The following is a 19,910-nucleotide window of genomic DNA, read 5'->3' as shown; positions in this document are numbered from 1 at the left end:
TTAAACGGACGTGGAGGAAAGTGTAAGACTTCTGTTAAAGAAGCATCGTCCCGTGAAGCGTCAACCCATCCGAAGATCGTTCAATTAAGTTTGTTCGATCTGTAGGGAATCACCGTCCGGCCCCGGCGGTGAGGATGTCAACAACCCGCGATGCTCAAGTGCGAACTGGAATTAATCACAGTGAATTTGTCCAGATTCGCCGTGCTAATTTGGGACGCTTTACTATTGACCGTTTGATCTCAATTTTGGGTCGTCTCAATCAACAGGTTGAAATTACTATTACGACCTATCCAAGAACCACTGATTCTTCACCAATGGCATCCTAACTGTAATTGAGTGTGGGTCGATGGGAACGACCGCGCCACCAAGCTAGTAGGGTACTAGCGATAAAAATACTCGAATAGGCCCCGGCTACGAAACCAATAATTAAAGCTGTTGACAGCGATCGATGTGGTATAAACTTGATATGTCCTTCAGAAGTTTAAGGGGAAATTATGGAACCTCGTAAAAGACTCCCTCAGAGTGTTATAGTCGTCGCTGTGATCCAGCTTATCTTTTCTCTGTTTGGTGTCATAGCAGGTTTACTCCAATTAGGGTTTGGAATGTTCCTTTTAGATTTTTTGTCTTGTTTACCATATTGCTATGGTATTGTAGACTTTTATGGTCTTTTACTCGCTTTACTACTTTCTTCGCTTAGCATTGTCCAATTTGCCTCCAGTATTGGTTTATTCTCAATTCAGAAGTGGGCTTGGTATGGCACGGTAGTTACTCAAGCAATCGGCTTGCTTTTAAATGTTATTTGGATCTTCACGGGTAATCTCCCGGCTATTTTTGGAGTAGCGATCGGGATTGCCATTCTTTGGGTCATGCTTCAATTTGATACTCGGCGTGTTTTTGGATTAAGGATATGACCTAGTGAAAAGCTTTGAGAATTCTAATAAGGAAGCAATTAACAGATTTTGGGATTTAGGTAGTTTCATGGTTTTGTCCTCTGAGAAAAGTTAATTAAAATGGCACATTTTTGTTGGTAGCTTAGTAGTTGATTTGACGTTAAAAAAAGTAACTGTTGGTTGTGTTGGGTTTCGTTCCTCAACCCAACCTATACGCTAACCTACTATAATGTTACCGATCGACACTATATGAATTATGCACAATGATCAACCCCAGAATCTAGACGGCAGCCGTTTGGCTAATGGGATTGATGACGATAAATTGTTCGGGATAGAGAATAACATTTTCATAATTATAACCCGTTACTGAACTATCATCAGGAATCCCTAAATCAACGGCGTAACCTTCAGGATTTTCATAGCATTCAATAATACTACCTTCTGTTCCTTTGGGAATAAGACGCTCACCAAAATCAGCACTAATATCTACTAATGTTACAATTCCATCATACAGTTTTGCTTTCATGGTATTTACCCATTGTTTTGATTAATTTTCAGCCAGTTTGTTATTAATCTAGGAATTTGTTTGTTTTTGTCAATTTGCCATTTTGTGACTAATGTTCCTTGAAGGTAATTAATCCCTATTATGGGTATTGTAACCGTAAATCGAATTCCATATTCACTAGGTTCATCTAAGGTAGCTGGATTATTTTCTAAGTGTAGTCTGATTTGATTGATAATTGACTGAGCCGCTATTTGACGACCTTGAGAACTTTCTATATTATATCCAAGAATCATAAATGCTTGCCATTTTCCTTGATTGTTAGTATTGAATGGATTCATAGAGTATTCAGTGAATTTACGAGGATCGATCTCAGCTTGTTTTGCCATTGGTAATGGATTCCCCGATTGCCAATTTTGCTCCATGCTTATATCGTTTACCAAAGTGAATAGTAATGTCCATAATCAAGTTTTGTTTTGTTGTCAATACTCTGTTAATATATCTAATACTAAATCCGTTGAGTACAGGCTAGTTATGAGGAGAGGCAAAAGGCAAGAGGCAAAAGGCAAGGGGAATAAATAATCAGTTTTTAATAACCGGATTTAGTATAACCTATCAGCGATCGCATGATCATTATCAAATAGGCGATCAGATTTATTCTGTTAAATATTCTAAGAAAGATTGGCTATTTTTGTCCGCTCACTGGGCTGTAATTGTTGAATGACAGAAATGAGTTGTTCTAGGGTGATAGGTATTGTTATCATGGATTTCATGTCTCTTAGTTGAATAAAAACAGTCTGTAATCTCATTATATCAAGTATGATGAGGATCTTGGTCATGCGAAACTAGACGTTAATTTCAATAGGCAGTAATTGTTGGGTTTCGTACCTTAGCTAAAGCTACACGCCTAGACTTATTATATGCTAAAACTTACTGAATACCGCTATATTTTCATAGGCAGATTGAAACCCTTCAAGGTAATAGTCCGGGTGTCCCAGCAGGAACACACTTATTTAATTTTGTCGTTCCATCAGATTGAATGTAGTAATCTTCACCCCAATCTGATGGATATACACCAAAAGAAACTATAGCGGTATTACCACAATTAGCAACAATTTTATCCGTCCAACTTTTCATTAAAATTTTAGATTCCATAATATTAATAATTATGCTCTCTATTTTTGGATCAGATCTAGTGGTCACACTCCAATCCACTGAACTTAATGCAATATTCAATACATCAGTTCTATTCGTTGGATTTCCCGTTCTATAACTATTAGCTGTTCCTTTATAAATACTAAACTTAACCCTTCTAACTCCCTTTGAGCGAATTTCTTCAAGGACTTTATTGACAGTAGCTTGACAGCCTAGCTTTGGTTCTGATTGTGCTTTAACCGAAGGATAGGAACCAGCAAAAAGCGTTGACAATCCTAATAAGGAAGCAATTAAGAGATTTTGGGAGTTAAGTCGTTTCATGGTTTTGTCCTCTGAGGAAACTTAATTAAATGAAACATTTTTGTTAGTAGTTGAATTGACGTTAAAAAAGTAACTGTTGATTGTGTTGGGTTTCGTTCCTTAACCCAACCTACACGCCTAGGAACTGTAGGGGCGCAAGGAACCTGCGCCCAGAATGTAACCTCTCTCAATTTATCAAGTCGGGTGAGTCAGCCTCACTTATTTGAATACCGCGATTATGATGTTTTTGAGATAGTTAAAGACTGTTCAATTACTTGAGGTTAACTATTTTGAATTAGGCGTAATAACAAACGTAATCCTTCATTAACGGCTGCTGAATCAGGAAAAATAGTAGCAACGTCGGGGTCTATTTCGACGGTTAAAGTAGTTCTTTTTCGCCCTTGACCTCTTGCTATGACTGGAAGTTTAGTAAAGTCATATTCGGGGCGTAAATCATCATCTAGATCACAGGTCTGATTCATAAGCTTTACGTTCTTGGGTGGTAGCTAAACGGGCACTAATTAAGCGTGTGGTTTCCGTGCGGTCAGTATAAGAAACAACTAGCAATCGTCCTTTGGCTGATTCTCCCATTATAATAAAACGTCGCTCCCCAAGAGAGTGTTCTGGATCGGCAAAGGTTAAAAATAAGGGATCATAGAACACGGATTTAGCTTCATCGAAAGAAACACCATGTTTGGCCAAGTTCCTTTTGGCTTTCTCCTCGTCCCAATCGAATAACATGGGTTACATTTATATGGGTTGGCTGAAAATTATAGCAGAATTTCTGGCTCTCCCGTACTTGTGGTGATAAGAAAAGGTTATCTAAGGTAGGGCGTATACCATACGGCGCGACAGAAAACGAATTTGCCCTACTGTAGGGGCGCAAGGAACCTGCACCCAGAATGTAACATACACTAACATTTTACCCCATAATGTCGGGAGAGCCGATTTTCATAGGCAGATTGAAACCCCCCAAGGTAATAGTCCGGGTGTCCCACCAGGAACACATTTATTTAATTTTGTCGTTCCATCAGATTGAATGTAGTAATCTTCACCCCAATCTGATTGATCATTACCAAAACCAACTATCGCTGTATTGCCACAATTAGCAACAATTATATCTGCCCAACTTTTCAATAAACTTTTAGAACTCATGATATTATTAATAATGGATTGACTTCGAGAATCAACAGTAGGTTTTTTAGTGAAATCCCAAGCACTTAAAATTATATGTAACTCGTCTGTTCTGTTAGTTGGATTACCCGTGTTATTTTCATTGGCTCTTTCCTCATAAAGCTTAAACCAAGTCCTTCTAACCCCTTTAGAACGAATTTCTTGAAGGACTTTATCAACAGTAGCTTGACAACCTAGTTTTGGTTCTGATTGTGCTTTAACCAAAGGATAGGAACCAGCGAAAAGCGTTGACAATCCTAATAAGGAAGCAATTAACAGATTTTGGGAGTTAGGTAGTTTCATGATTTTGTCCTCTGAGAAAAGTTAATTAAAATGAAACATTTTTGTTGGCAGTTGAGTAGTTGAGTTGACGTTAAAAAAAGTAACTGTTGGTTGTGTTGGGTTTCGTTCCTTAACCTAACCTACAAGATCGGCGATCGCACTACAAGTTACAATCGTCTGCACGATAGAAAAGATCTTCCCAATCTGCCACGCATATCGTCCTCACAGTATTCACGCAATCCTCGCTACCTCCCCTTGCTTCGATCCAGGAGGTGAGATGAAAACTCGGGAGGTGAGCTTTAGGAGCTTCTGCATTATTAAAGGTTAGGTCTACTGCTCGAGACCATAATCTTCCTTTTCTCCAGCCGACGCGATCACCGAACTGGTCCCAGGGTTCTTCAGAACCGCTTGTGCCACGGATACTCTTATAGATTTCTTTCTGAACGCTGAATCCGAATTTACCCTCACTAGCTGACAACCAAAGCTGGTCAATGACGCGCAGATCTTCACAGGGAATGTCGTAGCTAATAGAAAAGCTCCACCTCTTGCCATCCCACTTAGCAGCTTGAAGCATCGCCCTAGTTGTTTCCTGATCTGCTTCTTTCCATTTCCCTGCTGCTAGTAGGTCTCGCAGACGGGTGTATTTCCCTGCTGCTAGTAGGTCTCGCAGACGGGTGTAATTCACTTTCAAAATCAGACCATCATCTATTAACAGCGTTAAAAGCGTTAAAAATCCTAATAAGGAAGCAATAGCGTAGATATTGCGTAGGAGATTTTGGGAGTTAGGTAGTTTCATGGTTTTGACCTCTGAGGAAACTTAATTAAAATGAAACATTTTTGTTAGCAGTTGAGTTGACGTTTAAGTGCTTTCATTATCTCGAATTACTTTTTGAGTTGACAAGTAGATTGACACTTGCCTAAAAAGCGACCTTTTGTATCTATAACTTCAATGGGATTAGCTAAATCTTGGCCAGCTTTGCGGAAGTGGAGAATTTGCAATCCAGTTTGACGAGGCTCCACGACGAAAATATATTTATTGTTTACCCATCTGATTTGTCTTAATTTATACTTAATTAATCTAACTTCGTTGTGTGAGTCTGGTTTGCCAGACGCATTTGTTTCGGCGAATCTATCCCAGCATCTGCCTATACCTAAACCTACATTTTTATCGCGCCTTCTTATATACTCAATTCCCGAAAAGAGTTCCATGTCCTTTCCTCCACTAAGACCATAATAAGAACTAAAAAAAAGAATATCTGCGCTCCAATAATCATTATAATTATCAAATAAATTAGAAATATCGTTGCCAAAAAAAGTGTTAACTCTATAGCTTAAGTATTCGTCTTGTTTGATGAATTTGGTGTATTCTTCTCTACTTGGTCTAACAACAGTATCTGAATTAAAGCAAACTTCAAAAGGGATATTTTTGACTGATTGTGCTTTAACCAAAGGAAAGGAACCAGCAAAAAGCGTTGACAATCCTAATAAGGAAGCAATTAACAGATTTTGGAAGTTAGGTAGTTTCATGATTTTGTCCTCTGAGAAAAGTTAATTAAAATGAAACATTTTTGTTGGCAGTTGATCGCACTATCAAGCTACTTTTTGCGAATTGGGCAAGTCCATCCTTTCTTACATCCTCCCAAACGATTACCTTTAGTATCTACAAATTCAAACCAAACAGTCTTATCTTGCGCCAAATCCCATGCAGTTTTTCGATAGTTAATAACTTGAAAACCTTTACCTCTGTATTCTACAATAAAGATATATTTGTTATTTTCCCACTTAATTTGTTTTAGTTTATGGTTAAAAATCCATAGCTGAGTCATTGGATTTCGCTGATCTTGCCTATGGTTTTCAATAAATTTATCCACACATTTATCATGAGATTTACTTTGTGAATTCGATAATGACCAAAGACCTGCTTCAAAGCTCATAAAACCTGTTCCGCTTAACCCAGCATAATAGGAAAAATAAAAAAAGTCGTCTTTCCATGGTGGTAAGTTTAAAATTTCTTGACTGCTCATATCTTGATAATGATTATCTGATCTTAATCGGTTGACGTGCTTTTGAGGATTAGGACGAACAAAATTAGCGTGGTCAACACACACTTCAAAAGAGATATTTGTTCCTTGAGCTTGAGCAATAGAGTCTAGAGGAATTGCTTGAACTTGGTTGTCAGTTTTGGTATTTATTTGCTGGCTAGTTATCAAAGCTAGTAAGCTGAAAGTATAGAAGATTTTGGTTAGCTTGGATTTGATTTTCATAAAAGTCAACTTCCTGATTTTTTTATCATGTAAATACAAACAAATTTCAATATCCACAAAGTGGCTGATTTCTTAATACTCCCCATGAATAAGGGGTAGCCATGTTATCATTTGTTTGAATACACCTCTCCCTTTTAGTTTTATTATTTGACTGAATATAAAATTTTTCCTCCCAACCATGAAATCCAATCACATCTATAGAACCCTTCACATCAAAAGCAACTGTTGCTGTATTATTACAGCTTTTAACAATTTGATCTGCCCAACTATTCAACAATTTTAGAGAAGTCATGATATTCTCAATTATGGGATCGGCTTTTTTGGGATTATCATTAAATAAAGCAACTGTTAATTCGTCAGTTCTGCTTGTTGGATTGCCAGTCATGCGATTATTTGCCGTTCCCTTTGAGATACTAAAACTTACTCTTTTAACTCCTTTAGAATGAATTTCTGAAAGCACTTTGTTAACAGTAGCTTGACAACTTGCTTGAGGTTGTTGAGTAGAAGCAGGTTTATTGTTTGGTAGTTGTTGACTATTATTAGAACTTGCTCTAACTAATTCAATAGAACCACAACCTGGATGTTGTATCCGACCTGTAAAACGATTTAAGTTAGAGTCAAATTGCCCAGAAAAATCAATAACTACCCATCCCTGCGGACGCTTTAGCCACTTTACTGCTTTAAGATTCATTTCTAATGTATTAAGATTAAATGTACCATTTAGTGAAAATACACCTGTGGGTAAATTAGGGTTTTCTGGTAAAGGATATAGTTCAAATTCAGCAGCAATGTCAGTTCCCTTTTGACTAATCGTAAGGGTTACTCCAGTTATCCCTTGGGCGCAAGTATATTTACCAATCCACTTACCATTAATTGATCCATTATTAGAAGCAGAAGGTTGAGGTTTTGGACTCTCTATTGGCGTAACATTTGCTGTCACCTTAACCTCGGATTGAACATAAGCAGAAACATTAGCAAAAGATCGATCGCCTGTCACCAACACATCAAACATACAGGATTCCAACATAGCAGAAGCAGTCACCCCCGCGCTACGACAAACCCGTTCCGCTTCCTGTTTCTGTTGCGTCGTAAAATCCGCTAAAGTCAAGACCTTTTTCGGGAAATTCAAATTTGTAAAAGTTGTGGTCGTTTCGCCGACTTCATAGGCAAATAAAGACTCTGGCTGAGGAATACGCCAACTATTGCCATACTCCTTATACAGTTGATCGTAATTAGGATTAATACCGACAACCTTTCCTTGACGAGTTTTCAAATCATCATTAGGACTATTATTGTAATTTCCCAACAAACCATACATCTTTGAGAGTCGAGATTTGGGGACTGTGACCTTAATCGTTAAGACCGAACTTCCCGACACTTCTACCCATTCCCCGGTGGGGGCGATGATTCTATATTCACCCCCATTTTTATCTACCCTTGCACCACCTTCAAGCACAATGGGAAAACTAGCCTCATTAACATTTCGAGCATTAATCTGGAGCTTTCCTTGATAAATTCCGATTCGTTCCCCACCCGCTTTGATAGCTACTGCTGAGGGTAAAGAAGCATTATCTCCCACCCCCTTAAAACGACCTTGTACTTCAAAATCTCCTTGTTCAGATTTCGCCAGAATAAACTCGCCTACCGCTTGAAAACTATTGCGTAAGCCATCAAAGGTGACAATATGAGGGTCTCCATAAATAACGCCTGTATTTCCGTCCGGTTTACGGGGAATATCGGGGGTGGGTTCTGGTTTCGGTTCTTCTTGGGGTGGTGGACAACCTTCTTTAATTTTATCAGCGCCAGCAAAAGTTGCTGACCATTTCCAAGGGTTTAACCAACGTTGTCCTAATCCAAAACTTTCCCAGGTTATTCCCGCTATTTTAGAAATAGGTTGAGAAATTACACTAATTTTCTTTAAATCCAAAAATACAGGACCACGAGGTGCGCTAGGACAACCTATATCTAGCCGTAATTTCGTAGTACAATTTTTGGGATTTCCCCATGTACCTGGATACAGCAACCAACTTTTATCACCTAAGTCTTCAATTTTCGCAACTCCGACACGGGGTAAATATTCCACTACTTCTCGTGATTTAGGGTCGGAAGATGAAATTAAAGATAAATTATCATGGAGGTTGTATATCTTCCCCCCTCGATGTTTTTCTTCACAACGAGGATCAATAGATGTGGGAATCGTAAATTTAGTACAGATACTTAATTCACTAATGTCCGACTTAGGATAACTCGCATGACCACCCAAACCGACAAAAACATTAGGTTGAGCAAGAATATCATTGCGGCTACCTAAGTTAGTTGAAAATAGAATATTGTTATCCTTAACTAATTCTGTCCATTCAAAAATTTCTCCTCCTTCGGAAATAAACTCACTCACCAAGAAAATGTGTTCGCCAAAAGCAACTCGACAAGGATAGTAGTATCCATCCCGATCCTTCTGTAAAAAGACCGTTATTCCTTCCCAATCTCCTTCATGATTATTAAATCCTTCGTGATCGTACCAATTGCTATGGGGATAGTGAAAATAATAGTTAATTGCTAATTCTTTAATTCCTGTTTTTTTGTTATCTATTTCTAAATTATCATTTTCAACGATTGAGGCATAAATTTTAGCAGGAGTTTTTTTACTTCGACTGTAAGCACCTTTGATATCGGTTTTAAATTGACTAAGATCTAAGTAATCATCTGCATTTCCTCTATCCTTAATAGTGGCTTTAGTTTCGGCTTTCCAAGTATTCTTGTTAACATCAAAAGGAACTTGATATTCTTCCTCTGGCTCAAAATTCAAAATCGGAGTAAAATAGTTAATTAAACCTTGTTTCGTCAGTTCTCTACTGTCGATCACTTTGTTTTGACTGTCAGGAACTTTGATCCTAAAATTTTTGATAGTAACTTCAGGACGGTCAGCAATAAAAAGAGTTTTTAGATAAATATCTTCGCCTAATTCACCCTTGTGTAATTTATTTAACTTAAACTCAATTTCTTCAACAACAGCTTCTCGAGGGACAACAAATTTGTCGATGGTGATCTGGTAAATACCTGGTTCTCGAAAACGAATCGATATTTTATCATCATATCCTGATGCTTCATAGCTAGAAACAGGTCTATTATAATCATCTGAAATCTTAATGGAAACCTTATCACTGAGCTTCCACTTTCTAAATCTTTTGATTACATCAAAATTTTCTAAATCTACACCTAGACGGAGATAATATTCGCCTTTTTCCTTAACTTCTACCGTCCAATTAACTGTAATTTCCTTATCTACTCCTGCGGTTGCCCACCAGCGATCGATCCCTAATTTGGGTGTACCATCTGGTTGAATGGGGCTAAAATAATTATCAATTTTCTGCTCTGTTTGAGATTGCCCAATAGCCGGTTGTGGAGTTTGAGCCACGACAGAAGCGCTATATTTAGCATCAGGCAGACAGTAACTCAACAGAAAAACGCCACAGAGAGAGAGTGCCAGCAGCTTTCTCAAGAATTCCTCGCCAATAATGGCAAGAAATGCCCCTAAAGCCACCCAAAACCAACGCAACCGAGTTTTCACGCTTCGACCTCCTGACAATTTGGCTCTCCATGCCACCGAGAGATAGCTAGTTAACGGCTCATTGTATCACCAAAGCCCTCGAAGCAATCTTAAAGCTCCCCTAGCCATAACAATTTTTTAACACTCCCCTGCCTAAAGTCTTGGGGATTCTTGGTTCACCGAGATTACTTGCTTAGACAGAATTTCTCCTGAGAAAGTAGAGGCATTCTCGACAAGTGCGCGCGGTTTTAGCCAACTGTACTTAGGGGCAAGTGTCATAAATCCACTGATCTATTAGTTATGATTGAGATAAACTTCTTAAAGTAGAGTTATTATTCACCTTATGTCTGAACCGCAGTATCCTGACTTTACCGCGCATGGCTACCAAGTGATTGAGCAACTTGGTCGCAACCCTTCTGCTGGCAGAGTATCATACAAAGCATTAAGTATTAATACTGGACAAATTGTGGTGATTAAGCAATTTCAGTGGGTAGGAGGAAGTAGCACTCTTGATGGGGAGAGACAAATTGAGAGGGAGATTCAAACTTTGCGGAGTCTCCATCATCCAAAAATTCCTAGTTATTTAGATGACTTCAAGACTGAATTTGCTAGTTTTTGTATCGTCCAAGAATTTATCGATGCACAAACTTTAGCAAAAAATAATGATTTTACACCACAAGAGATTAAAAGTGTTGCTATTCAACTTTTAGAGATTCTTGTCTATCTTCAGAGTTTACTTCCTCCGATTATTCATCGAGATATTAAGCCCGAAAATATCCTAGTTGACGATAACTTAAATGTCTATTTAATTGATTTTGGATTTGCCAAAATTGGAGAAGGAGAGGCAACGGCATTAAGCAGTATTGCTTTAGGAACTCCTGGTTTTATGTCTCCTGAACAAGTAAATAATCTTCCTCTCACCGAAGCAACGGATTTATATGGATTAGGTGCTACCTTAATTTGTCTGTTGTGCAAGATTCAATCTAAAGATTTTGTGGATATAGTAGATTATAACCTTCAGATAGATTTTAAAACTCGTGTCTTTCATCTAGCTTTCTCTTTTATTGAGTGGCTAGATAAGCTTGTAAGACTTAACCCAGATCAAAGATTTCCTAACGCACAAGAAGCTTTAAATGCGCTTCTTCCCTTGGAGTTAATTCGGATTCCTGAACTTCATTTGAGTAGAAGTAGTTTTACCTGTGAAGCTAAGCGTTTAGGAGAAAAAATAATTCAAACCATTGAATTGAATAATCCAATTCCTGAGACAGTTTTAGAAGGATCTATTTTATCTTATCAGCAAAAAGAATCTCGCCGTCATGATTGGTTAACTATTTTTTATCCTAAAAGTAAAAGATTTAAGGGGAATCAAATTTCATGTACTTTTGAGATAGATACCGGTAAGTTAACCGCTAATAAGGTTTATCAGCGTGAAATTATTTTTAAAAGCAATGCTCGTCAAAATAACACACCATTTAATATTAGTATTAAAACTGCCCCGCTGCCAAAGCCTATATTACCTCCCTATTTACTTTTAGCTGGAATCTATCTCATTTTTACAATTGGCTCTAAATTTGTTTGGATACAGGACAATCTTATCCTTCAGTTGAGCATTACAATTTTAGCAGCATTAGCCGTTCTTGGCATGGATTATTGTCTGGTGGTAATTAGTCTCAGTTTAATAATGTGGATAGCAGGAACATTGGGAACTATAATAGTATTATTCTTGCCTTATTTGTTAGTATTTGATACTGTTTGTTATACATCTCCAGAAGTTTTAGTTCTTCAAAAAATTCTTGGTTTTATAGCCTGTATATATATGGCTATTTCTTCGTATAAAAAAACCGACAAAAATACTAATCAAAATTCTAATGACAGCCATAAAGAAGATAATATATGGGCAAGTGGGGTGATAAGTGGGATAGTCGGTTGTTCCAGCTATTTTATATTGTCTGAGCCTATGATTGACTTTTTTAAGCCAATTGATGAGTATTGTAAACCCGCACCAGGGTTGATTCTTAACTATGGTTATGATTTTCTTATATTTCTTATAATTGTAATATTGTTGGGATTTTCATTTCCTGCTTTTATGTTTTTTCTATCCTTTCATTTGTCACCTTTAATATCAAAAATATCAAAATTTTTCTTACTTCCAATGGTTAATCTCAGCTTTGCAAAAAAAGGTTACACCAACAAAATAGTAATTCTTCTATATTTATATCTAACAATTGGATTTGCTATTGCTTCAGGTATTGGCTCACAAATTGGTTGGCATAATGTTTATATTCTAACAACTTTGCTAATGACTGGTATTCCTTTGTTAATACTATTGCTATTTCCGCCTATTTATTATACTCGAATAATCACTAAATACAGCAACAATATGTACTAAACTTAACACCAATAACCAAGAGGTCATCAAGCTATGGAAAACAACTATTATCATACCAACTTGCCGAATTTTCAGGACTATGGCTATCAAGTTGTCAGAGAGTTAGGAATAAATAGTTTAGGAGGAAGAATCACTTACCAAGCTATAATGACTAGAACTCAGACTCCCGTTGTTATCAAACAGTTTAGATTTTGTAATTCCAACGCAAATTGGACAGAATATAGGGCAATTGAGCGAGAGATTGATGTTTTAAAACAATTAAATCATCCACAAATTCCTCGTTATCTCGATCATTTTGACTCAGGGAATGGATTGTGTTTAGTCCAAGAATTTAAAAATGCTCAACCCCTATCTAATCCTCGTAGTTATAATCCAGAACAAATCAAAAAAATAGCTATACAATTGTTAAATATATTAATTTATTTACAGGACAAAACAGGATACCCTGAACCAATTTATCATCGAGATATTAAACCAGATAATATTTTGCTAGATGATCAATTAAAAGTTTATTTGATTGATTTTGGCTTGGCAGAGATGGGCAATAGAGAGGTAAATAATAGCAGTATTTTTGCAGGTACGCCCATTTTTATAGCACCGGAGCAATTTTTAAGAAAAAGATTAACAAAAGCCTCTGATTTATATGGATTAGGCTTAACTTTAATTTGCTTAGTAACGGGCATAACGTCTGATAAAATTAGTGAATTACAAGATCAATATAATGACTGCAAAATTCGCTTTAAACATCTCGTTCCCAAATTGAGTTTACAGTTTATTAGCTGGCTAGAAAAAATGGTAAAGCGAAACGTGGAAAAACGCTTTCAAAATGCTCAAGAAGCATTAGAAGCATTGAAACCACTCTACTTAATTCGCTCTCCAATAGTCCAGCTTAGTGCATCAGAATTAGTGTTAACCGCCAACGAAATAAATGAGAATATTACGTCATCCATTACAGTAATTAATGATATTCCTAACACTATTTTACAAGGAGAGTGGTCAATTGTATCTCATAAAAATGACGTTTCTTCAAGAAATAGTCATCCTTGGATTACAATTACACCTCATACGTTTGAAGGAAATCATCATGAATTTATTGTCACTGTTGATACTAGCCATTTGATGGCAGACAAAATATATGAGCGTGAGCTTATTTTAAGCAGTAATGCTGACCAAAAATCTAAGAAGTTAAAGCTTATTGTTAATACTGCTCCTCTACCTATTGAAAAAGTAAAACATCCTCCTTATTTACTTTTAGCTTCAGTGTTACTTTGGTTTGTATTTTGTGTAAAAGTTCCACTTGCGAATGACATTCTGAAAACTATTACATCTGAAGAATTATTGAGTCCATTCAAATCTGACATAGATGTAATTAACATTCATGCTATTGCTTTTACATCAGGTAGTATTGGAGCCTTCTTGCCATTATTTAAAACTTGGAAATCAAAATTATTTTTCTTGCCATTTCTATCGTATTTTGTCTTTTGGTTAACTTATATTTCTTTTATTATCGTTGTTATTGTGTCTTCTATGGTTTCCATCAGTAACCAAGAAATTCTTTTTTGGGTTTACTTGCTTGTGGGTTATCGTCATGTAACAATTCTTGTATTACTAACATTCGCTTGGCTTTTTCTGGAGGTAGGTATATTTCCATTTATAGGAGGATTACTAGGAGAACTTTATACTTTAGTTATGATTGTAGCAGCGTCTAATTTTCAAGAAGGAGCTATAGGATTCGCCAAAGGTACTATGATCGCTTCAATTACAAGTATATTGCTTTATTCAACAGAATCAAAATTCAAGAATAAGCAAATTGACAAAGGCTACATCTTTATCCTGTTAACGATAGGATTAGGTATTGCTATTGGTGCTGGTTCAGTGGTTGGATGGTTTAATCCTTATGTCCTATTAGCATTAGCTTTGACAAGTTTTTTGTTGATTTTTATGATACTATATCCACATATCAACAGGGCTAGATTAGTTAATCAATATCGTCACTGGGAAAAGCGAAATGCCAATAAAAAATGAAGTGCATCAACTGGAAAGCTTGACGAAGGGCTCTTCTCGACTTTGTGTAATAATTTTTGCTTATGGAATCGTGAAATGCTTACTGGGCAAGACTTTTAGGACTATTTTGCGGATATTCTATCAGTATAGACCTCGTTTCCACACAGAAACCAGAAGAGCCGGCGATTCTTACCACTGTTGCCTCTTGCCTGTTGCCTTTTGCCTGACTTCTGCCAGAAGTCTAATATCGCAGGATGACTCCTTAAAACATCAGAGCTTTAATTTTAACCTAAAATTGGGTAAAACATCTTCACCCGATAAATCAGTGGGATTTTCTAAGATATCCACTTCCTTTCCTTGACGATAAATTTCAACTTGCCGATTCTGCGGATCGATTAACCAGCCTAACCTTGCGCCATTTTCCCTATATTCGAGCAGTTTTTTCTGTAATTTGTCAAGACTATCCGATTCAGACCGCAATTCGACCACAAAATCGGGACAGAGGGGAATAAATCCTTTTTTCTGCTTAGGGGTTAAAGATTCCCAGCGTTCTCGACTCACCCAAGATAGATCGGGAGAACGAATCGCCCCATTTGGCAGTATAAATCCAGTGGAAGAGTCAAACCCCACTCCTAAAGCTTCATTTTCTTCGCACCAGCAAAACAATTGTCCTGTTATACGAAAATTTCGCTGTCCTGATTCGCCACCTGTCGGGGGATTGACGATTAATTCTCCTTGGGCTGTACGTTCTAATTTTAAGTCACGGTTGACCACAGCAAGGGCTTCAAACTGTTCAAGGGTAATAGAGAGAGCGATCGCCCTAGGAATTTCTAAGGAGAGGGTTTCGGGTGAGGTAGTAACTGGTAACATAATCCTTTGATCGGGTGCAACTTATACTATTAAAGATTATTTGTCAAGTTTCTGCTCAGACTTCTTTAGCTTGCGCTGACCAAATTCCCTATTTTTTGGGGAAGCTTCCACCTCGATCGGGCGGGTTCAATAAATAACAGGTTATAATAGCGAATAATTAACTAAATTTACCTAAAAACCATCGATCGTGTTCTACGCTATTGATTTCGGAACCAGTAATACCGTCATTACTCGTTGGAATGGGGCGACAAATAGGGCCGAAACCGTCAAATTATCGGAGTTATCCCAACAAATAGCCGACAATCCCCCCCTAATTCCCAGTTTACTCTATATTAAATCAGCCAATCCCCCCCAAGTAATTGCCGGTCAAGCAGTGCGCGATCGGGGTTTAGATATTGATCGAGATCCGCGTTTTTTTCGTCGCTTTAAACGAGGTATCGGGGCAAAAATTCAAGGATTTTTACCGGAATTAGAGGAAACTGTCCTCAGTTTCGAGGGGGTTGGCCAATGGTTTCTCGATAGCATCATCGACAACTTAAAAAACACCGCCCTGGAAACCCCCCAATCTCTAGTTTTAACCGTCCCCGTCGATAGTTTTGAAAGTTACCGCAATTGGTTAAGCAATGTTTGTCAGGGGTGGGAAATCGAACAAATTCGACTAATTGATGAACCCACTGCCGCCGCTTTGGGTTATGGAACCACGGGTGATCAAGTGATTTTAGTGGTAGATTTTGGCGGGGGCACCCTCGATCTTTCTTTGGTACAATTAGATTTAGATAATCCTCAAAAAAATCAAGGTTTTATTCTCAAGTGGGGAGAAAAACTTTTAGGCAATAATTCCGCCCAAAAAACTAAACTAGCCAGAGTTTTAGCCAAGGCGGGGACAAATTTAGGGGGGTCAGATATCGACGATTGGATTGTTGATTATTTTGCCCAAAAGCAATCTTTAGCGAAAACTTCCCTGACTACTCGTCTAGCAGAAAGATTAAAAATTAAACTTTCTTCCCAATTAACCGCCGCGGAGGTATATTTTGATGAGGAAAATTTCGAGAGTTACGAGTTAAGCTTGGATCGAGAACAATTGACTGATATTCTCCAACAACAAAACTTTTTTAATCAATTAGATGATTTAATGACGGGAGTTTTGCAACAGGGAAGACGCAATGGAGTTGAAGTTAGCGATATCGGTGCGGTGTTATTAGTCGGGGGAACCGTACAAATTCCGGCGGTAAAAGATTGGGTGCGACAGTATTTTGATAGTAGTAAAATTAAAGAGGATCGACCCTTTGAAGCGATCGCTTTGGGAGCGTTACAATTAGCCCAAGGTTATCAAGTCAAAGATTTTCTCTATCATAGCTACGGGATTCGTTACTGGAATCGTCGCAAAAATACCCACGCTTGGCATCCGATTATTAACTCTGGACAACCCTATCCTATGGAAAAACCCGTGGAATTAGTCCTAGGTGCTTCCGTGGACAATCAACCTAGCATTGAATTAATTATCGGCGAATTGGGGACGGAAACTGGGGCGATCGAGGTCTATTTTGATGGCGATAAATTAATTACTCGTTCCCTCGGCAATGGAGAAACTAGCGTCCAACCCTTAAATGATCGCGAGGGGGCCAGATCGATCGCTAAACTCGATCCTTTAGGTTTCCAGGGCAAAGATCGCATTAAAGTGCAGTTCTGGATTGATGATCAGTGTTTCCTGCGGATTAATGTGGAAGATTTACTCAGTCAAGAATTGTTACTAAATAATCAAATCGTCACCAAATTAAGCTAGGCTTGGCTTCAGCCAAAAATCAAGTGCAGACTCATAGTAAGTTTGCACTGATATGATCGCAATATTCTGTTTTACCGGTGGCTTTATCGACTGTGATCGCGCACGGGGATCGGGATTAGTTCGGGTTCGGGTTCGGGTTCCGGACTAAAAACACTCTCGATCAGTTTGCGCGCCCATTCTCTCAATTTTTCTATCACTTCATCTAAATAGTCCATTGACCAAATGGCTCCTTTGAGATACTAGCTATGATTTTTCGTCGATTGATCCCCGCAACAGCCACGCAAAAGCTTGATTCCAGAGAATTTCAACTAATTTTCATAGTTTGGCTGTTAAATCTGACGAACGGGGGAATCTATATCTTGTATTTATATTAAGCTTAACATAAGTTTTTAGTCTGAGTATATATTCTTGGCAATTCTTTTTTAAGACATTGTTAATAAATTCCGTCGTAGGCGATCAAGGGCGGTATAGGCACTAATCTGGCGAATTGTCAAGCGATCTCGATTTTCTCCGAAACGATGCTCTGATACGGTAACATTTCCCTCAGGACTGGCTAAACCGATATAAACTAGACCCACCGGTTTCGTCTCGCTGCCGCCTCCCGGTCCGGCAATGCCCGTGATACTGATCCCCCAATCCGTAGCGAGGCGTTTTTGTACCCCTAGCGCCATCTGTTGGGCAACAATGGCACTGACAGCCCCGAAATTATTTAAATCCTCTTCATTTACGTCTAAGAGGGCAACTTTTACCCGATTATCGTAGGAAATAACCCCACCCCAAAAATAATCGGAACTGCCGGCGATTTGGGTGATGATTTCCCCTAATCCCCCTCCAGTACAGGATTCTGCCACACTCAAAGTTTGTTTTTGCTGCCGCAAAAGTTCCCCCACCACCGCAGGTAAAGTATCATCATCAGCCCCAAAATAATCTAATCCGGCGATTTCCTTAATTTCCGTCGCTACCGGTTCAATTACCTGCAAAGCAGCCTCTAAAGAAGGTGCTTTCGTCGCAATTCGCAAACGCACTTCGCCTAAACCAGCATAGGGGGCAACGGTGGGATTAGTCAGATCAAATAAATGGACAACTTTTTCCGCTAAAGCTGACTCACCGATACCGCGAAATTTGAGGGAACGACTATAAATCCTCTCTTTGCCCCATCCTTGACTTTCTAGGTAAGGAATCGCCGTTTCTACCCACATTCTCTTCATTTCTGAGGGGACTCCGGGGAAAGTGAGAATAGTCACGTTAGCCTCTGGTTGCCAGATCATGCCGGGGGCGGTTCCCGTCGGATTTGGCAAAAAATCGGCTCCTATGGGTATTAAAGCCTGTTTACTGTTACTAGGAGGCATTTCTCGCCCTAAAATCGCAAATTTAGCCTCGATTTCTGCTAAAATCTCCTTATCTTCTCTGAGGGACGTTTGGAAAAAATCGGCGATTGTTTCTGTGGTTAAATCGTCGGGAGTTGGTCCCAGTCCGCCGGTAAAAATTAAAATTGAAGAACGTTCTAGGGCAATAGCGATCGCTTTTTTCAGTCTTTCTACATTATCCCCCACCACCGTTTGATAATAATGGGGAATGCCTAATTTTGCCAATTCTAGGGCTAAATATTGGGCATTAGTATTAACTATATCCCCTAATAATAATTCCGTTCCTACACAAATAATTTCAGCGGCCATAATTTTTAGCAAGTAGCTTAAGATTTTCAATTTTGATCATCAACTTATCTTCTGTCACCACAGTTTGATCAGGTTTCGGTAACGATGGTCATGGAAGTTAACAATATCAGTGCGCTCCAACATCAGGGTAAGCGCATCTCAAATGCTATTGACAGCTAGATTGTAGCTCGTGATTGGGAGCAGGTAGGGCGGCGGCAAGCAGGGTAAGCATATAACCCACATTCCGCACCCTCAACTGTCACATAAGCTGTCCCCCTCTAGAGACTTGAGTAAAAATACTTAGCTGGTGAGGGTTTTCTCCGCGCCCGCTAGGGGGGTCTTGAGACCCCTAAGAGACCGTTCGTAAATTAATATTAAGCGCGGACTGGAGCCTTCTTCGCTCTCCGCCGCTGATTATCGGTTAAACGGCGAAGCATAAGACGTATCATGGCAATATAAACGGCTCCCTCGTGATTTTCTGGTAGTTCCTCGTAATCCCGACATAATCGTCTCGATTTATCCAACCAAGACAAGGTTCTCTCTACTATCCATCGCCACGGTGCGACGACAAAGCCTTCCCCCAACTTCGGGACGATCTCTATTACACATTGGTGGGCGGCTTCAAGCCTGGCTTTGATCTCTCCCTGATCAGCCCCGTCGGCCAAGACTTTTTCGAGTCTGACCACAACTTCTCAAACCGGTTCGAGAACGGTGCTGACCGCTTTTACATCGGCTAGATTGGCGGCACTCACAAAGCAATTTAAGATTAATCCGAGAGTATCCACCACTATATGGCGTTTCCGACCTTTTATCTTCTTATTACCGTCGAAGCCTTGTTCATCCCCCTTTTTTCCGCCGTTCTTACTGATTGGCTGTCTATTATAGCTAGGCTCGGTTCTTCGTCTCTGCCCTCACTACGTCTGACCAGTTTGACCACAGCAATTCTCATTTTGAAAACAAAAGAAGATAAAGTTCTCTATGTGAACAAGAGAACTTCTGTCTAATTATCATTTTTTTTCAAGATAATCATCATAATTAGCTTCAAGAGACAGTTTTAAAATATCTGCCCATAAAAAACTTATCTCAACTCATAAAT

At 38.7% G+C, this 19,910-nt stretch carries 19 protein-coding genes and 2 pseudogenes; 5 read left to right on the top strand and 16 right to left on the bottom strand.

Going from position 1 to position 19,910, the window contains the following annotated elements; all coding sequences use genetic code 11:
- The first annotated feature begins 134 nt into the window (after positions 1-134).
- Positions 135-326 carry an XRE family transcriptional regulator gene (locus tag IM456_RS10430; RefSeq protein ID WP_261779432.1) on the top strand — a complete coding sequence of 64 codons (192 nt, stop codon included), beginning with the start codon at positions 135-137 and terminating at the stop codon, positions 324-326.
- Here IM456_RS10430 and IM456_RS10425 read toward each other — a convergent pair.
- Positions 323-433, bottom strand: a pseudogene (locus tag IM456_RS10425) (protein translocase subunit SecF); the annotation flags it as partial. The gene IM456_RS10430 and the pseudogene IM456_RS10425 overlap by 4 nt on opposite strands.
- A gap of 61 nt (positions 434-494) precedes the next feature.
- Between IM456_RS10425 and IM456_RS10420 the strand changes: the two are divergent.
- Positions 495-911 (top strand): hypothetical protein, encoded by a 417-nt coding sequence (locus IM456_RS10420; RefSeq protein ID WP_287693035.1) that lies wholly within the window; start codon positions 495-497, stop codon positions 909-911.
- A 259-nt stretch (positions 912-1,170) separates the two neighbouring features.
- Here the strand turns inward: IM456_RS10420 and IM456_RS10415 are convergent, their stop codons facing one another.
- From IM456_RS10415 to IM456_RS10370, 10 genes are all read right to left on the bottom strand, one after another.
- A complete protein-coding gene (locus IM456_RS10415; RefSeq protein ID WP_002800710.1) occupies positions 1,171-1,416 on the bottom strand; it encodes a hypothetical protein in 246 nt (81 codons plus the stop codon).
- Positions 1,417-1,421: 5 nt separating this feature from the next.
- The gene (locus IM456_RS10410; RefSeq protein WP_002800711.1) at positions 1,422-1,817 is read right to left on the bottom strand and encodes a DUF6883 domain-containing protein; all 396 of its coding nucleotides are present in this window, start codon (positions 1,815-1,817) and stop codon (positions 1,422-1,424) included.
- Between the two features lie 547 nt (positions 1,818-2,364).
- Positions 2,365-2,868: a hypothetical protein gene (locus IM456_RS10405; protein WP_002800714.1), complete on the bottom strand. Its 504-nt coding sequence runs from the start codon at positions 2,866-2,868 to the stop codon at positions 2,365-2,367.
- Positions 2,869-3,128: 260 nt separating this feature from the next.
- Positions 3,129-3,329: a hypothetical protein gene (locus IM456_RS10400; protein ID WP_002800716.1), complete on the bottom strand. Its 201-nt coding sequence runs from the start codon at positions 3,327-3,329 to the stop codon at positions 3,129-3,131.
- Positions 3,313-3,588 carry a BrnT family toxin gene (locus IM456_RS10395; protein WP_002800717.1) on the bottom strand — a complete coding sequence of 92 codons (276 nt, stop codon included), beginning with the start codon at positions 3,586-3,588 and terminating at the stop codon, positions 3,313-3,315. Before IM456_RS10395 ends, IM456_RS10400 begins: the two co-directional genes overlap by 17 nt.
- Before the next feature lie 210 nt (positions 3,589-3,798).
- Complete coding sequence (locus IM456_RS10390; RefSeq protein WP_287693036.1) at positions 3,799-4,323, bottom strand: hypothetical protein; 525 nt, start codon at positions 4,321-4,323, stop codon at positions 3,799-3,801.
- A 139-nt stretch (positions 4,324-4,462) separates the two neighbouring features.
- Positions 4,463-5,098 carry a GUN4 domain-containing protein gene (locus IM456_RS10385; RefSeq protein ID WP_002800719.1) on the bottom strand — a complete coding sequence of 212 codons (636 nt, stop codon included), beginning with the start codon at positions 5,096-5,098 and terminating at the stop codon, positions 4,463-4,465.
- Positions 5,099-5,184: 86 nt separating this feature from the next.
- Complete coding sequence (locus IM456_RS10380; protein ID WP_287693037.1) at positions 5,185-5,829, bottom strand: hypothetical protein; 645 nt, start codon at positions 5,827-5,829, stop codon at positions 5,185-5,187.
- A gap of 68 nt (positions 5,830-5,897) precedes the next feature.
- Positions 5,898-6,566 (bottom strand): hypothetical protein, encoded by a 669-nt coding sequence (locus IM456_RS10375; RefSeq protein ID WP_002800721.1) that lies wholly within the window; start codon positions 6,564-6,566, stop codon positions 5,898-5,900.
- 46 nt (positions 6,567-6,612) lie between these two features.
- The gene (locus IM456_RS10370) at positions 6,613-10,134 is read right to left on the bottom strand and encodes a VWD domain-containing protein (protein ID WP_287693038.1); all 3,522 of its coding nucleotides are present in this window, start codon (positions 10,132-10,134) and stop codon (positions 6,613-6,615) included.
- Positions 10,135-10,456: 322 nt separating this feature from the next.
- Here IM456_RS10370 and IM456_RS10365 point away from each other — a divergent pair, with 322 nt between their 5' ends.
- Together IM456_RS10365 and IM456_RS10360 are read left to right on the top strand one after the other, a co-directional pair.
- Positions 10,457-12,502 (top strand): serine/threonine protein kinase, encoded by a 2,046-nt coding sequence (locus IM456_RS10365; RefSeq protein WP_287693039.1) that lies wholly within the window; start codon positions 10,457-10,459, stop codon positions 12,500-12,502.
- A gap of 33 nt (positions 12,503-12,535) precedes the next feature.
- Positions 12,536-14,527, top strand: a complete 1,992-nt coding sequence (locus IM456_RS10360) for a bifunctional serine/threonine protein kinase/MFS transporter (RefSeq protein ID WP_287693040.1) — start codon at positions 12,536-12,538, stop codon at positions 14,525-14,527.
- 249 nt (positions 14,528-14,776) lie between these two features.
- Here IM456_RS10360 and IM456_RS10355 read toward each other — a convergent pair whose 3' ends face one another.
- Positions 14,777-15,376 carry a Uma2 family endonuclease gene (locus IM456_RS10355; protein ID WP_287693041.1) on the bottom strand — a complete coding sequence of 200 codons (600 nt, stop codon included), beginning with the start codon at positions 15,374-15,376 and terminating at the stop codon, positions 14,777-14,779.
- Positions 15,377-15,563: 187 nt separating this feature from the next.
- Between IM456_RS10355 and IM456_RS10350 the strand changes: the two genes are divergently transcribed.
- Positions 15,564-17,159, top strand: a complete 1,596-nt coding sequence (locus tag IM456_RS10350) for an Hsp70 family protein (RefSeq protein ID WP_149988422.1) — start codon at positions 15,564-15,566, stop codon at positions 17,157-17,159.
- An 83-nt stretch (positions 17,160-17,242) separates the two neighbouring features.
- On the opposite strand, the gene IM456_RS10345 is transcribed toward IM456_RS10350, so the two are convergent.
- The 4 genes and pseudogenes from IM456_RS10345 to IM456_RS23545 form a co-directional block, all read right to left on the bottom strand.
- Positions 17,243-17,374, bottom strand: coding sequence for a hypothetical protein (locus IM456_RS10345; protein WP_287693042.1), 132 nt, complete (start codon positions 17,372-17,374; stop codon positions 17,243-17,245).
- Between the two features lie 207 nt (positions 17,375-17,581).
- Positions 17,582-18,835 (bottom strand): competence/damage-inducible protein A, encoded by a 1,254-nt coding sequence (locus IM456_RS10340; RefSeq protein ID WP_149988421.1) that lies wholly within the window; start codon positions 18,833-18,835, stop codon positions 17,582-17,584.
- Between the two features lie 353 nt (positions 18,836-19,188).
- Positions 19,189-19,500, bottom strand: coding sequence for a transposase (locus tag IM456_RS10335; RefSeq protein ID WP_287693043.1), 312 nt, complete (start codon positions 19,498-19,500; stop codon positions 19,189-19,191).
- Between the two features lie 71 nt (positions 19,501-19,571).
- Positions 19,572-19,718 (bottom strand): annotated as a pseudogene (locus IM456_RS23545) (transposase); the annotation flags it as partial.
- Between the last annotated feature and the right edge of the window lie 192 nt (positions 19,719-19,910).

Source organism: Microcystis sp. M079S1, assembly GCF_020246425.1.
In the GTDB taxonomy this organism is placed as follows: domain Bacteria; phylum Cyanobacteriota; class Cyanobacteriia; order Cyanobacteriales; family Microcystaceae; genus Microcystis; species Microcystis aeruginosa.
The sequence above is the reverse complement of the archived record's forward strand: the minus strand, read 5'-3'. Positions and strand labels throughout refer to the sequence as shown.